This window comes from Methanothermobacter sp. KEPCO 2 (assembly GCF_041228365.1).
GTDB classification, from domain to species: Archaea; Methanobacteriota; Methanobacteria; order Methanobacteriales; family Methanothermobacteraceae; genus Methanothermobacter; species Methanothermobacter marburgensis.
The window spans coordinates 1578817-1591806 of sequence record NZ_CP166185.1 but is presented as its reverse complement, the minus strand read 5'-3'; the positions used below and the strand labels follow the sequence as shown (position 1 = coordinate 1591806).

Here is a 12990-nt window from a genome sequence, read left to right as displayed (position 1 = left end):
TTCAATGAAAATAGGTTCAATGGCAGTTTCAACCCTCGAATATCCAGGTAAACTCTCCCTTGTGATATTCACAGCAGGATGTAACTTCAGGTGCCCCTACTGCCATAACCCCGAACTCATAGACGGTGGTGTGGAGGCTGATCTCTCAGATATCCTGAAGGAGATGGAAAAATACGCCGCCTTTGTTGATGCCGTCGTGGTGAGTGGTGGTGAGCCTCTCCTCCAGGTGGACGATGTTGAGGTAGTACTAAGGCACGCACGTTCCCTGGGGCTCCATACAAAACTTGACACCAATGGTTACTCCCCTGGGGCCCTCAGGAGGTTGCTGCCCCTACTTGATTATGTTGCAGTGGATGTGAAGGCCCCCTTCCACCGTTACAGAAAACTTACCGGTGCGAGATGTGATGGTGTGAGGGAAAGCCTCCGTCTTCTTGCACGCTCAGATGTTACGGTTGAATGCCGGACAACCTTTGTACCTGGCCTCATGGACGAGGAGGACCTTAAGATTATCGCAGAGTCCATAGACTGTGACATCTACGTTATCCAGCAGTTCAGAAACAGGGTTGTGCTGGATGAAAAACTGAAGAACCTTAAGCCCCCATCACCACGCATGCTCAGGGAACTTGCCCTGAAGATTAAAAAATATTTCCGAAAGGTTAAGATACGTACCGAGGAGTTCGGAGAGGAAAAAATTCAATAATCGGGGGAGATACCAAATTGCCCATACTATCATTCAGCAGCAGGGACATTGACCTTGTAACAGGAAAAAGGACCATGACCATACGCCGGAAATGGAAGAGACCCCTCAGGGTGGGTGATCGCCTTCACTGTTACTGGAACCTTGTCTCCAAGGACCGAGAGAAGGTATTCGAGGCAGTGGTCACAGACGTTGAAACCGTCAGGTTCGGTGAGCTCAGGAAAAACGATGAACTGGCAAGGGAGGATGGTTTCAGGGATGCCAGGGAACTGGAAGAAGAATTCAAAAGGATTTATCAGGGTGAAGTGGATGATGAAACCGAATTCCAGGTTATAAGGTTCAGGAAGCTTCCAGTAGAGGAATGGGAGGGCAAAAAGATCGATGAAAAGGCCATGATAACCAGGAGGGCTGACATACTCTTTGATTCAGGAAAATTCAATAAATCCCGCCTGTGTTATACTGCAGCCCTACGCATTGACCCTGACGATGTTTACGTGCTCAACAGACTGGCAGACAATCTCACAAGGCTTGGGAGATTCGATGAAGCCCTTGAAAACTACAGGAGAGCCATAAGAATAGATCCCGAAAATCCGTATATATGGAACAACATGGCCATAACCCTCCTGAATGCGGGTGAAGTGGATGAGGCCCTCGAAGCCAGTTCAAGGGCCCTGAAGATAAGGCCCCATGACCCTGCCCTGCTTTACTGGAGGGGTGTTATGCTCGAGGTGGCTGAAAAACCGGTTGAAGCCCTTGAATTCTATGAGAAGGCAATTGAGAGGGACCCCAGGAATGCTGAGTTATGGACAGCAAGGGGAAACCTGCTCTCAGAACTTGGAAGGATGGAGGATGCCCTTGAATCCTACAACAATGCCCTTGAACTGGCCCTTGAAGATGAACAGGACCCCAATCTCTGGAACCGTAAGGGCAACGCCCTTCTTGAGCTTGAAAGATTTGAAGAGGCTGTTGAATGCTACAGAAGGGCCATTGAAATGGATCCAGAGAATGATGTCTACTGGACCAACCTAGGTGTTGCGCTGCTGGAACTTGAAAGATTTGAGGAGGCCCTGGATTCATTCAGCAGGGCCCTCCAGTTAAACCCTGAAAATGAGGATGCAGAGATACTCCGGGAGGAGTGCCTTGAAAACCTCTAGGCATTTTCAAGTTTATCAATAGCTTTTCTCACAAGGGATATTCCCCATTCAGCCATTTCAGTGGCATTTTCCTGGGTGTCTGACTCTGCAAAACATCTGAATATTGGTTCTGTACCTGACGGCCTTATTATAACCCAACCATTGTCCCTGAAGATTTTAACGCCATCGGTTGTATCTATATCCCTCACACCCGGTTCACTGCTCACCATTTCAGCCACCAGTTTCATGACATCCCCCTTGATTTCATCGGGACATTTTACCTTCTTTTTCTCGGAGTAATATGATGGAAGCTCTGACACAAGTTCAGAGAGGGGCCTTCCTTCATGTGCCATTATCTCAAGGATTTTTGCGGCTGTAAGGGCAGCGTCCCTTCCATATACAAAGTCAGGGAATATCAGACCGCCGTTCTCCTCGCCTCCAAACAGACCCCCTGTCTCTTTAAGTTTTCTGGCCACAAGGAGGTCCCCCACAGCGGTCGCAATCACCTCACCGTTGTTCTCCTCTGCCACATCGTATATTGCTGAGGATGTCGCGACTGTCGTAACTATTATTCCGCCGCCGTTCTCCTGGAGCATCCTCTTTTCAACAAGGGCAAAGGTCCTATCACCGAGGACGAATTCGCCCTTCTCATCTATACATATTGTTCTATCGGCGTCGCCATCATGGGCTATCCCCAGATCAGCCCCGGTTGACCTGACAGTCTCCATGAGCTCAGAGAGATTCTCAGGGACAGGTTCAGGGTCACGACCAGGGAAAAACCCATCAGGCTGGGAATTAAGGGTCACAACACTGCACCCCAGTTTCCTTAGGATGTATGGCATTGTGTAGGATCCGGCGCCGCAGCCACAGTCAACCACAACCCTGAATTTTCTCTTTCTGATGGCCTCTGCATCGACCCTCCTTATAACCTCCTCCTGATACTCATCTATTATGCCCTGATTGACTGTTAGATGGCCTATCTCATTCCATGAAGCCCTCTTAAATTTTTTCTGGAAGAATATATCCTCTATTTCCTCCTCCATATCATCAGAGATCCCTATACCGTCACTGTCAACGAATTTTATCCCATTGTACTCTGGGGGTTGTGGGAAGCGGTTACGATAACACCCCCATCATAGTAATTCCTCACCGCATACTGGACCGCTGGTGTCGGCAGTATCCCAAGGTCAACAACATCACATCCACTTGATAGAAGGCCGGATATAACAGCATTTTTTATCATGACAGTGGATGTCCTTGTATCCCCCCCAACAGCAATTTTTCCATCTACAATGGAACCATATGCTGCTGCAAGTTTAGATGCGAATTCAGGGGTTAAAACCTCATTTGCAAGTCTCCTAACACCAAATGTACCGAAGAGCCTCTTCATTTTTATAACCTCATATGATTATTGATCGCAAGGAGCCTGATAGACTTCCGCCACATAAACCACAAAATATCCTAAACTTCCACTCTATAAACCACAAAATCCATGTTTCTGTAGACCTTCCGTGAATACGGGGGCGTTTTCCTGTTTTTAGTGTCAAGAATTATATAACCTACCCTATCTATTCTGATGTCATCCTCTGTATACTCAAGGGTGACTGTGTATTTCCTGGCATCAATCGTGCCTCTAGATCCGGGGGCATAGCCACCTGCAGATACCGGTTGCCCTGCAATAGAAACGATTAAGGGCTGAATATGGTAATCAGACACAACAACGGTTTTATGATCCCCGTTATACTTGAACCACTGGGCGACTTCCAGTTCAGATTCAGAAACCTCCGGCTTCACGGTACTTGCAATTCCGTAGCCGCTGAAGAGGGAGTAAACTGAGATGAAAAGAACCAGAACATAAACAGGCCACCTGCTATCAGCCACCTTCATTGAATTGAATATGCTGGCCCCCATTGCTGCTGCAGGAAAGAGTGCGAAGTACAGTATTCTATCCGATAGGACCTTCAATCCAACAGTGTAACCGGCACTCAGAGCCAGAACAAATATGAACCATGTGGCCATAAGGATATCCCTCCTGTCTCTTCTTTTAAGTGCGCAGATTAATCCTGTCAGTGCAAGCACTGTGAGCAACGCCCCTAAATGGTTCAGGTACCCCACAATGGAAAGTGGATCTGCTGGTGGTGGCCTGAAGAAAAACCCATATTTAATTAGAAGAGGAGCGTACCAGATCATCGCCAGCATGAAACCAGTTAGGATAATCAACAGGAGATTTCCAGGTTTTATACCGTGCTTGCTGATTCGAAAAGCCAGTGCTGAGATTAACACCACTGCAAGGGCCATTGCGGAGGATAGGATGTGTGTTAACATCAGCACACCAAGGAGGATACCGGTGAAGACTGGATAAAATTTAGAATCATTTTCCATTGAAATACAATAACCATAAACAAAAAAGGGCAAGAATATCATGGCCAGGGCTTCTGGAATGGGCATGATTATCCTTAAGAAGAATAGGCTTGAAATTGAAAGCATTCCGGTCAAAAATCCTGCGAGAGATCCATAGAACCTTCCTGCAATATAAGAAAATGACAGAATAATCAGGAATGCCATCACAGGCTGTATGAACCTTGCCACAGTTAAAAAGCCAAGACCGGTGATTTTAACAAGGAGAGTCAGCATTATATGGAAGAGTGGGGGATAACAGATGGGCCTCCCGTAAGGGGCACATGTAAGTGGATCCCAGAACACGATGCCCCTATCCATGTAAAGCATAGCGTTATGTATATGGTAGTAGATATCCCATGTAAGTGGGGTGCCGTACCTCAGGGATGGTAAGAGTGCGAGGAGGAATGCAAAGAGTGGAGGTAGAAGGGTCAATATCACACTGGCGTTCCTCTTGACAATCTCTATCGGTATTCCCGCTATGCTTTTCATGGGCATAGAATGAGGTTGGTTATCATGGTTATTAAGGATATCCTCTCCGAAAACAGGAAATTTGTTAAGGAAGAAAGACCCCTTCTGAGCGCAAAACCAGCCAAGGGCCTCTGCATCATCACCTGCATGGACTCAAGGCTCACAGGATTCCTCGAGGAGTCCCTCGGCATAGGCAGGGGTGATGCAAAGATAATAAGGAACGCAGGTAACATCGTGGATGATGGTGCTGTGAGGTCAGCCGCAGTGGCCATATATGCCCTTGGTGTGCGGGAGATAATCATAGTGGGACACACAGACTGTGGTATGACCCGCCTTGATAGGGACCGCATAGTATCAGAGATGAGGAAACTTGGTGTTGATGAGGATGTCATTGAAAATTTCAGCCTCAGCACACTGAACCCAATAGCCGATGAGGAGGAAAACGTGATTGAGGGTATCAGGAGGCTGCGGTCATCGCCACTTATACCTGAATCAGTAAAGGTCCATGGCCTTATAATTGACATAGCCACAGGTGAACTGAAACCATTGCACATCGATGAGTGAACTAGCTCCCAAAGGATTTTGACCTGATGGCCGATGGTTTCTCAACAACGATCTCCAGTGATCCATGATACTCCTTAACCCTTCCTGTTACCTGAATCCTCATTCCACTTAAGATTTCAGGGCTGATTTCCATGCCCTTCGAGACTGATTTAAATGCCACAGCGGTTACTGTCCCTGTTCCATCATTTATTTTTAAAAGTAAAGTCCCAGATTCGAGTTCATGAACCGCCTCCACTGTACCCTCAACTGTAATCTCCCTGTCCACCATGGACCTGTCCACATCCGACACTCTAACGACGGGAGGTGTGAGGGATGCTGAGGATACTATCATTCCAATAAACCCGGCGATTCCGAGTAAAACTGAGATGATGAGCAGTGCCCTGTCATTCAGTATGAAACCCATGAAATTATGTAATACATGTGAATATTTAAATATTGCTGAAGTTCCGCATCAGGACCTGAACATTGACTCTATACGTGAAACCGTATCAATGTCCTCAGGGCTCAGATCATCCCTTATGCGTTTTACAACGGGAAAACGAAGGGAGTAGCCGCTCTCATACTCAGGGCTGCGGACTATTTCACTGTAGGCCACCTCAAGTATTATCTCAGGTCTGACCCTCAGTTTCCTTCCCTTCCTCTCAATAGCAAGGGTCTCCATCCTCTCTGAGAGTTGCTGGAGGGTTTCATCGTCCAGTCCCGTTGCAACATGCGCAACCGTCACAAGTTCCCCTGTATCATCATCCCTTGCAGCCAGAAGGTATGAGCCAATGAGGTGGGCCCTTTTTCCACGGCCATATGTGCCGCCGACCACAATGAGGTCCAGCGTTTCAGGTTCGGCCTTGAATTTAAGCATCTTTTTGCCCCTTATGCCGGGTATATATGGTGACTCTGTGTCCTTTATCATTATACCCTCATGACCCTCCCTTATTGATTCCCTGAAGAGCCAGAGGGCTTCATCAACGTTATCCGGACATACATCAACCATCCGGCTCGCCTCAATCTCCCCCGGAATCTCAGAGATGATCGATTCAAGAACCCTCCTCCTCTCCCTGAGGGGTTCGTCGATAAGGGGTCTTTCATAATAGAGGACGTCAAAGAGGAAGAGGGAAAGGGGAACCTTCCTCCTCAATCGTTCTATATCATACTTTCTCCTGACCCTCTGGAGTATGTACTGGAAGGAAGCGGGTCTGCCCTCAATTGTAACGATTATCTCGCCCTCAACTATGTAGTCTTCATCCGGGAGCGCCCTTTCAACGCCCTCAAGGATGTCGGGGACCGCCGCAGTTATGTTTTCAAGTCTCCGTGTGAAAATGGATATCTCGTCTCCCTTTCGGTGTATCTGGACCCTTATCCCATCATACTTTGTCTCACAGAATGCCCTTCCAAGCTCCTCTATCGCAGATTCTATGCTTTCAGCAAGCTGTGCAAGCATTGGCTTTACAGGCCTTCCAGGTTCAAGGTTCATCTTTTCAAGGCCCGGATTACCATCCTCCATTGCAACGGCAGCCACCATACCCAGGTCATTGGTGAGCATGTGGGCCCTCTCAACAAGCGCAGGGTCGGCTCCTGAGGCCCTGGAGATGGCATCCCTTATAATTCCCTCTGCAACCCCCACCCGGAGTTCCTCAAGGACCGTCCTGGTGATGTAACGTGCCTCAAGGGGCTTTGCCTGGGATAGGACCTCAACAAGTATGCCTATCTTCCTTGCCTGAGCCCTTTCACCTGTTACAGATGCCAGTGAGCGCAGTTTATCATAAACAAATTCAACCGTGAGTGGTTGCGAAAAGAAGGTAGTCTGGGTTTTCTTTGAGAAGAGTTTCTCGCTCGCAAGTCCGATATCCCCCTCCTCCCTCATTGCATCTTCTATTTCATCAACCGAAACCCCCACGACAGTTGATATTGCCCTCATGAGAAGTTTTATGCCAACCCCGAGTTCCTCCTCACTCCAGATTGGGAAAACCCTTCCAAGCATGAGGATAGTTATCGCAGGTAAAAGGTCCCTTTCAACGCTGCTGAAGAGTTTTGCAAGGATATCTGTCTTTTCGAGGCGCTTTGTTGTTGATTCCAGTTTTCTGTAGACCTCTGCAAGTTCAATATAGAGCAATCTATCCAACTCCATCGTCTGTAAAGTGTCTGAAGAGGCTCCATGCCCATTCAATTGCCTCATCATTCCTTGAAAAAAGGAACCTTGATGGATCATAGAGGCCATCTGACAGAAAAAGAGATAGGGCCATTGAACCCTCCGTTATTATGAGGCTGAACTTAAGCTTTGCCTGTATGGAATGAATACCGGTATTCTGAGGCAAATCATCTTCAACGGAGGCTATAAGATCCTCTGAAAGTATTATCTCAGTCTCCGCCCCTGACCTCAGGAGATCCTCATAGAAGGGGTGATATACCCCTGATAGGATCCAGACCCTCTCTGAATTCAGGGCGTTCTTTGCCACCACCTCATATGGTTCTGTAAGGTTCTCTGGCTTTGATTCAAGAAGAGTGGCCCCTGCAAGGGCTTCTATGCTTGAGAGGAGGTGATCTGGTATTGATGACAGGTCATGGTCAAGGAAGAATTCTGAAAGATTTCCAAGGGCAAGAAGTGACCCTATGATACCCTGCACCTTGAGGGATATTATCCTCCCTGTTGCTGAAAGTTCATACCGGCGGTTGGTCCTTGAGACCATTCTCTTCTCTTCCAGCTGGTATATTGCATGTAGAATCGTTGATGAGCTTGATCTTATAACTGACCTCATCTCAGATAGCTCCATGGGACCATCCATGAGAGCAAGCAGGACCTTCAGTCTCACCTCAGAGCCAAAAATGAACCTGAGATCCTCTTTGACTTCACTGTAGCCTTCCAGCAAGGATTCACCTCACCATCTTCTATTCAAGGAAAACATCAAATTTCCCGCTGACCCCACATATGGGGCACGGTTCAGGTGGTGCCTTCCTTGCGCAGAGATAACCGCATACACGACACCGGAGTACCGGGATCTTTAGGTCAAGTTTTCCCTCAGGGATTTTTTCCATATTTCTTCTCTCAGGGATTGATTTAAACTCCACATCATCATCCGCAACGTAAAGGCCGCAGTAGCAGGTCCCATACTCCTCAAGATCCTCGTCCCTGTAATCACAGGGGCATACTATATCACTGTCCTCCTCCGGATTGCCGGATGCGAGCCTGCAGGGGCATGAATCATATCCATACCTCTCACGGTTGGTGAGGATCCCCCGCAGGAGGTCCATGACAAATTCCCTGTCAGGGTTGATTTTATAGCCGGACCTCTCTGCAGATTCCCTGATCTCTCTGTAGAGTGCTTCAAGTTCATCAGCCATGATGATCCCCTACCTGAGGGCTGATTTTATTGAGAGTGCATCAAATCCCACAATAACATCCCCATCGTCTATCACAAGTGTGGGAAATGAGAGGGATGGGTTCCACTTCCGGAGCTCACTGAGGGCTTTTTCTCGTTCATCACCCTGGAGGAGGTCGACGTATATGTAATCATAGGCCACCCCTAGTTCCTCCAGCAGTTCACGGGTTTTTTTGCACCAGCCACACGTGCTCAGGGCAAAAAGCCGGATCTTTGCCTTTTCGGTCCCGTCGACATGTTCAAATTTCATTGGACCACCACTGTAATTTCTGTTGCTGAAGCATATTAAGTATTGGGGAATGGAAGGCACCTCTCGATGCAACTGTTCCCGTCCCCTGCCTCAGACCTGGGGTAGCACAGACATTCCAGAGGCCATGTTCAACAGTGCTTCAATCGCCTCTGAGGATCCTTAGGGCGCAGTATTCCCCGCACATGGTGCACATCTCTGAATCATCGATCGGGCACTGCATCCTGTACTCTGCAGGTTTTCTTGAGTCAAATGCCATTTCAAACTGTTTATCCCAGTCAAAGGATTTCCTTGCATTTGCCATTTCAAGTTCAGATTTCCAGGCCCCCGGCAATTTGCTTGCGGCGTCCGCGGCCTGTGCAGCTATCCTGGAAGCCACCACCCCCTCAATAACATCCTCCACGCCGGGTATGGCGAGGTGTTCCGCGGGTGTTACATAGCAGAGGAAGTCAGCCCCATTCATTGCAGCAACCGCACCACCTATGGCCGCGCTGATATGGTCATACCCAGGGGCCATATCGGTGACTATTGGACCTAGGACATAGAATGGTGCGCCGTCACAGACAGACTTCTGTATCTTCATGTTTGCTGCGATCTGGTCGAGTGGCATGTGGCCGGGACCCTCAACCATGCACTGTACATCTGCATCACGGGCCCTTGCAACGAGATCCCCCAGGATGAGGAGTTCCTGAATCTGGGGTATATCCGATGCATCTGCAAGACACCCTGGTCTCAGGCCATCCCCAAGGCTCAGTGTTACATCGTATTCATATGCCAGTTCAAGGAGGTAGTCATAGTTGCTGTAGAGGGGGTTTTCCTCCTCGTTGTGAATTATCCATGCCGCCAGGAATGCTCCGCCCCTGCTCACTATACCCATTATCCTGTCTGATCGCTGGACCTTCTCAACTGTCTCAAGGGTTATACCTGAGTGCACTGTCATGAAGTCAACGCCATCCCTGGCCTGGTTCTCTATTGCCCTGAACATGTCGTCCTCATCCATGCCCACAACCGAGCCGCTGGATCTGAAGACCTCAACGCCCGCCTCATAGATGGGTACTGTTCCAACGGGTACGTCTACGGCTTCGAGTACGGCCCTTCTGACTTCCCGGAGCATTGGACCCGTGCTGAGGTCCATGACCGCATCTGCACCATATTCCACGGCCGCCATTGCCTTTTCAACTTCAAGGTCAATGTCCTCCATCTTTGAGGATGAACCAATATTGGCATTTATCTTCGTTGAAAGGCCCTCCCCTATGCCGCATGGTGATGAACTTCTATTAACATTGGATGGTATGACAGTTCTACCATCTGCAATGCTTTTTATGAGAATCTGAATATCAATGTTCTCCTTTCGGGCTACCTCCTCCATTTCAGGGGTTATATTGCCCTTTCTTGCATCTTCCATCTGAGTCACTTTGATCCCTCAATCTTAATATATGGACATCAATAAAAATAATTTCATGATGAGAAAGCTCCGTGCAAGGGACATAATGCTGCGTGATGTTATTGTGGCTAATCCAGAAGACCTTGTGGCAGCTGCAAATCTCAAGATGGTCCGTGCAAATGTTGGCGGCGTCCCTGTTGTGGAGGACGGCAGGCTTGTTGGTCTCATAACCCACAGGGATATTCTGCTTGCCGGTGGTGAGGCCCTGAAACTGCGGGTGAAGGATATCATGAGCAAGGACCTTGTTGTTGTCCATGAGGATACTCCAATAAGCAGGATAAGCAGGATAATGGCAGATACCGGTTATCAGAGGTTGCCTGTTGTAAAAGATGATATGCTCGTGGGGCTCATAACTCAGAGCTGCATCATAAAGGCTGTTGCGGACCACCTTTAGAGTTATACAAGGGGTTCAGGTGACAGTGGATTTCTTTCTGAATTTTTCTTCCCCGAAGTCCCCATCATCTCCAATCTGAGTTCAATGAACCTCTTACCCTTTTTTGTGCACGCATATATGGGTATTGAGGAGCCCACCTTCAGCAGCGCCCTTCTATCTGCTATTCGCCTTATGTACTTTGATGCACAGGCTGTTACAACATCACATGTATTGATTATTCTCTCTGCGCCCCTGTAATCTATTCCCGTGAGGTGAACCGCAAAGAGGTATATTTCTCCATCACCGATTTCCCTTAACTGCTCTGCCTCATCTGGATCCTTGACTGTGACTGCAACCCTTCTGTAACCCATTTCAAGAGCCCTTTCAACGCCCTTAAGCTGGTCTATCGTTGCCCTTTGAGGGTCAAGGACATTTTTGGGGCCAATTTTTTCTATAACATCCTTTTCAGGAGAGGTGCTGATGAAACCTGATATCCTTCCGCCTATACCCTGTGCAAGTTCTGGTTCTGTTACAATGACAGTTCCTGCCCCATCGCAGACCATCACGGCTGCGTCCACATCCCCCCCGGCAAGGAGTGTTGAGATAATCTCTGAGATGCCAAATGATAGAAAATCCCTCATCCTTAATTCACGGTTGGCTGTGCACATGCCAAAATCCTTGATGCGAAATTCAATATTCTGGCGGACCGCCTCAGATGTGATCTTTTCAATGCCACGATACTTATGGAACAGGGGGCAGTAGTGGATCAGTGGCTCTGATACATGGACCACCTTACCGTCCCTCACTGTAACCCTGGTTTTGCCCAGGGCCTCTATTACATGTTCACCCACAGAGAACACCTCAACGCTGGGGATATGGAAATCCTTCGGCAGGATCAGGTTTCAGGATCAGTGAAGCATCTGACCTAAGAAGCGCATTTACAGTTGCACTGAATGAGCATAGCGTCCCTATACCACATGCAACCCTCTCATCACCAGATATGATATCCACAGTTATATAATCTTCCATTCTTACATTTTCCCTTACACCCACCCTGCCCATCCTGTGGAGGATCCTGTTGCCCAGGGCCCCCATGGACCTGTCAAGCCAGAAATGTTTGAGTGGGCAGAGGTCACAGTAATTCCTGAAGAGCCTGTTCCACTTACTGCTTCCAAATCCTGCATCGATTTCGGCCCTTATGGTAGCATATGCTATGCAGCACCCCCAGTTCCTTCCGATAACCCTTCCATCCTCAATGAGGTATGAGTGAACCCTCCTCCCCCTCCATTCAAGTCTTCCGGTGATTCCCCTCTCATATTTCTCCATTCCGGTGTTCCTGGACCTTCCTGAGGCAATTTCCTTTCTCAGGGACTCCACCCTTGAAGCCGCTATGTTGATTGCGCAGACCGGGCAGAACCCTGAGGCTGCGGATACAATTTCTTCACCGCTTTTGGAATAGAGAACAACCTTTATACCTGCCCCTTCCCTTTTAACCTCAACGGACCCCCCTTCTGACCACATTCTGGAGATGACCATGGATGCTGTGTTAACAACCCTTCCATACCCTGCCATTTCTGCAACACGCTTCTGGTCCCTTTTATCTGTAAGAAATGGTTTCAGGGCACCTGCAAGGTCACCATCAATAAAACCCGCGTTTATCTCTGCGTCGAGAACCGCCGGGGCCCACGTTATGTCCGAGCCCTTTCCAGCCAGCTCTCCCGAGGGATCCAGTATACGTGCCCTGACGCCCTCAGGGTACTCTGAGGTTTCAACGATGAATCCCTCCTCTGAGAGATGCCTGAGTACCAGGTGGCATGCTCCACATGCACCCTCTGAAAGATCAAGACCCCTGATCTGCATGGACCTCCCCACTGCAAGTGACTGATTGTATCTATGTTACCACACAGTAATAATGGTTGCATCGTGGGGGCTTCAATGCATCCTAGGTGTTTAACAGAAAAGTTTAAATTAGATGAAAACTGATTTTTTATAAGCTACGCCGGGGTGGCTCAGCTGGTTAGAGCGCACGGCTCATAGGGTATTAAGCAGTGCTCTGACTTTTTCCTGGGATACCGTGAGGTCGCGGGTTCGAATCCCGCCCCCGGCATCTTGAAACCACTTTTTTTATTATACGCTGATGATCATCTGTTTTATGGTAGCAATATATCACCAGTCATTTACAGAGTCCAGTTAATTATGCTATTCAGTGTCCTCAGGGCCACATCACCGGTCATTTATCGAATCCACTTAATCTCCTATTCTTATGCGGCAAGCCATACTGAATCCCAACGCT

The 12990-nt window shown here is 48.3% G+C and carries 13 protein-coding genes, 1 tRNA gene and 1 pseudogene; 5 read left to right on the top strand and 10 right to left on the bottom strand.

Going from position 1 to position 12990, the window contains the following annotated elements; all coding sequences use genetic code 11:
* The first annotated feature begins 4 nt into the window (after nucleotides 1–4).
* Both AB9H23_RS08435 and AB9H23_RS08430 read left to right on the top strand, forming a co-directional pair.
* Complete coding sequence (locus tag AB9H23_RS08435; protein ID WP_370005990.1) at nucleotides 5–700, top strand: anaerobic ribonucleoside-triphosphate reductase activating protein; 696 nt, start codon at nucleotides 5–7, stop codon at nucleotides 698–700.
* Between the two features lie 17 nt (nucleotides 701–717).
* Nucleotides 718–1851: a tetratricopeptide repeat protein gene (locus AB9H23_RS08430; RefSeq protein ID WP_370004812.1), complete on the top strand. Its 1134-nt coding sequence runs from the start codon at nucleotides 718–720 to the stop codon at nucleotides 1849–1851.
* On the opposite strand, the pseudogene glmM reads toward AB9H23_RS08430, so the two are convergent.
* Nucleotides 1848–3220, bottom strand: a pseudogene (gene glmM, locus AB9H23_RS08425) (phosphoglucosamine mutase). The gene AB9H23_RS08430 and the pseudogene glmM overlap by 4 nt on opposite strands.
* Nucleotides 3221–3291: 71 nt before the next feature.
* A complete protein-coding gene (locus AB9H23_RS08420; RefSeq protein WP_370004811.1) occupies nucleotides 3292–4548 on the bottom strand; it encodes a hypothetical protein in 1257 nt (418 codons plus the stop codon).
* Between the two features lie 195 nt (nucleotides 4549–4743).
* Here AB9H23_RS08420 and AB9H23_RS08415 point away from each other — a divergent pair, with 195 nt between their 5' ends.
* Nucleotides 4744–5262 carry a beta-class carbonic anhydrase gene (locus AB9H23_RS08415; RefSeq protein WP_370004809.1) on the top strand — a complete coding sequence of 173 codons (519 nt, stop codon included), beginning with the start codon at nucleotides 4744–4746 and terminating at the stop codon, nucleotides 5260–5262.
* 1 nt (nucleotide 5263) lies between these two features.
* Here the strand turns inward: AB9H23_RS08415 and AB9H23_RS08410 are convergent, their stop codons facing one another.
* The 6 genes from AB9H23_RS08410 to thiC form a co-directional block, all read right to left on the bottom strand.
* Nucleotides 5264–5665: an exodeoxyribonuclease VII large subunit gene (locus tag AB9H23_RS08410; RefSeq protein ID WP_370004807.1), complete on the bottom strand. Its 402-nt coding sequence runs from the start codon at nucleotides 5663–5665 to the stop codon at nucleotides 5264–5266.
* A 48-nt stretch (nucleotides 5666–5713) separates the two neighbouring features.
* The gene (locus tag AB9H23_RS08405) at nucleotides 5714–7369 is read right to left on the bottom strand and encodes an ATP-dependent DNA ligase (RefSeq protein ID WP_370004805.1); all 1656 of its coding nucleotides are present in this window, start codon (nucleotides 7367–7369) and stop codon (nucleotides 5714–5716) included.
* Between the two features lies 1 nt (nucleotide 7370).
* Nucleotides 7371–8123, bottom strand: a complete 753-nt coding sequence (locus AB9H23_RS08400; protein WP_370004804.1) for a helix-turn-helix transcriptional regulator — start codon at nucleotides 8121–8123, stop codon at nucleotides 7371–7373.
* A 19-nt stretch (nucleotides 8124–8142) separates the two neighbouring features.
* The gene (locus AB9H23_RS08395) at nucleotides 8143–8595 is read right to left on the bottom strand and encodes a ferredoxin-thioredoxin reductase catalytic domain-containing protein (protein WP_321211440.1); all 453 of its coding nucleotides are present in this window, start codon (nucleotides 8593–8595) and stop codon (nucleotides 8143–8145) included.
* A 9-nt stretch (nucleotides 8596–8604) separates the two neighbouring features.
* The gene (locus AB9H23_RS08390) at nucleotides 8605–8883 is read right to left on the bottom strand and encodes a glutaredoxin family protein (protein WP_321211439.1); all 279 of its coding nucleotides are present in this window, start codon (nucleotides 8881–8883) and stop codon (nucleotides 8605–8607) included.
* 139 nt (nucleotides 8884–9022) lie between these two features.
* Nucleotides 9023–10294, bottom strand: coding sequence for a phosphomethylpyrimidine synthase (gene thiC / locus AB9H23_RS08385; protein WP_321211438.1), 1272 nt, complete (start codon nucleotides 10292–10294; stop codon nucleotides 9023–9025).
* 46 nt (nucleotides 10295–10340) lie between these two features.
* On the opposite strand from thiC, the gene AB9H23_RS08380 reads away from it, so the two are divergent.
* Nucleotides 10341–10718: a CBS domain-containing protein gene (locus AB9H23_RS08380; protein WP_321211437.1), complete on the top strand. Its 378-nt coding sequence runs from the start codon at nucleotides 10341–10343 to the stop codon at nucleotides 10716–10718.
* A gap of 2 nt (nucleotides 10719–10720) precedes the next feature.
* Here the strand turns inward: AB9H23_RS08380 and AB9H23_RS08375 are convergent, their stop codons facing one another.
* Both AB9H23_RS08375 and AB9H23_RS08370 read right to left on the bottom strand, forming a co-directional pair.
* Nucleotides 10721–11548 carry a methanogenesis marker 8 protein gene (locus tag AB9H23_RS08375; protein WP_321211436.1) on the bottom strand — a complete coding sequence of 276 codons (828 nt, stop codon included), beginning with the start codon at nucleotides 11546–11548 and terminating at the stop codon, nucleotides 10721–10723.
* A gap of 10 nt (nucleotides 11549–11558) precedes the next feature.
* Nucleotides 11559–12557 carry a hypothetical protein gene (locus AB9H23_RS08370; protein ID WP_370004802.1) on the bottom strand — a complete coding sequence of 333 codons (999 nt, stop codon included), beginning with the start codon at nucleotides 12555–12557 and terminating at the stop codon, nucleotides 11559–11561.
* A 138-nt stretch (nucleotides 12558–12695) separates the two neighbouring features.
* Here AB9H23_RS08370 and AB9H23_RS08365 point away from each other — a divergent pair.
* Nucleotides 12696–12804 (top strand) — tRNA-Met (locus tag AB9H23_RS08365).
* Nucleotides 12805–12990: the final 186 nt, after the last annotated feature.

What these genes read in the sequence shown, in the direction of transcription:
- AB9H23_RS08380 (WP_321211437.1), top strand. Translation starts at nt 10,341, where the DNA reads ATGATGAGAAAGCTCCGTGCAAGGGACATAATGCTGCGTGATGTTATT.
- AB9H23_RS08435 (WP_370005990.1), top strand. Translation starts at nt 5, where the DNA reads ATGAAAATAGGTTCAATGGCAGTTTCAACCCTCGAATATCCAGGTAAA.
- AB9H23_RS08410 (WP_370004807.1), bottom strand. Translation starts at nt 5,665, where the DNA reads ATGGGTTTCATACTGAATGACAGGGCACTGCTCATCATCTCAGTTTTA.
- AB9H23_RS08395 (WP_321211440.1), bottom strand. Translation starts at nt 8,595, where the DNA reads ATGGCTGATGAACTTGAAGCACTCTACAGAGAGATCAGGGAATCTGCA.
- AB9H23_RS08370 (WP_370004802.1), bottom strand. Translation starts at nt 12,557, where the DNA reads ATGCAGATCAGGGGTCTTGATCTTTCAGAGGGTGCATGTGGAGCATGC.
- AB9H23_RS08415 (WP_370004809.1), top strand. Translation starts at nt 4,744, where the DNA reads ATGGTTATTAAGGATATCCTCTCCGAAAACAGGAAATTTGTTAAGGAA.
- AB9H23_RS08390 (WP_321211439.1), bottom strand. Translation starts at nt 8,883, where the DNA reads ATGAAATTTGAACATGTCGACGGGACCGAAAAGGCAAAGATCCGGCTT.
- AB9H23_RS08420 (WP_370004811.1), bottom strand. Translation starts at nt 4,548, where the DNA reads ATGGATAGGGGCATCGTGTTCTGGGATCCACTTACATGTGCCCCTTAC.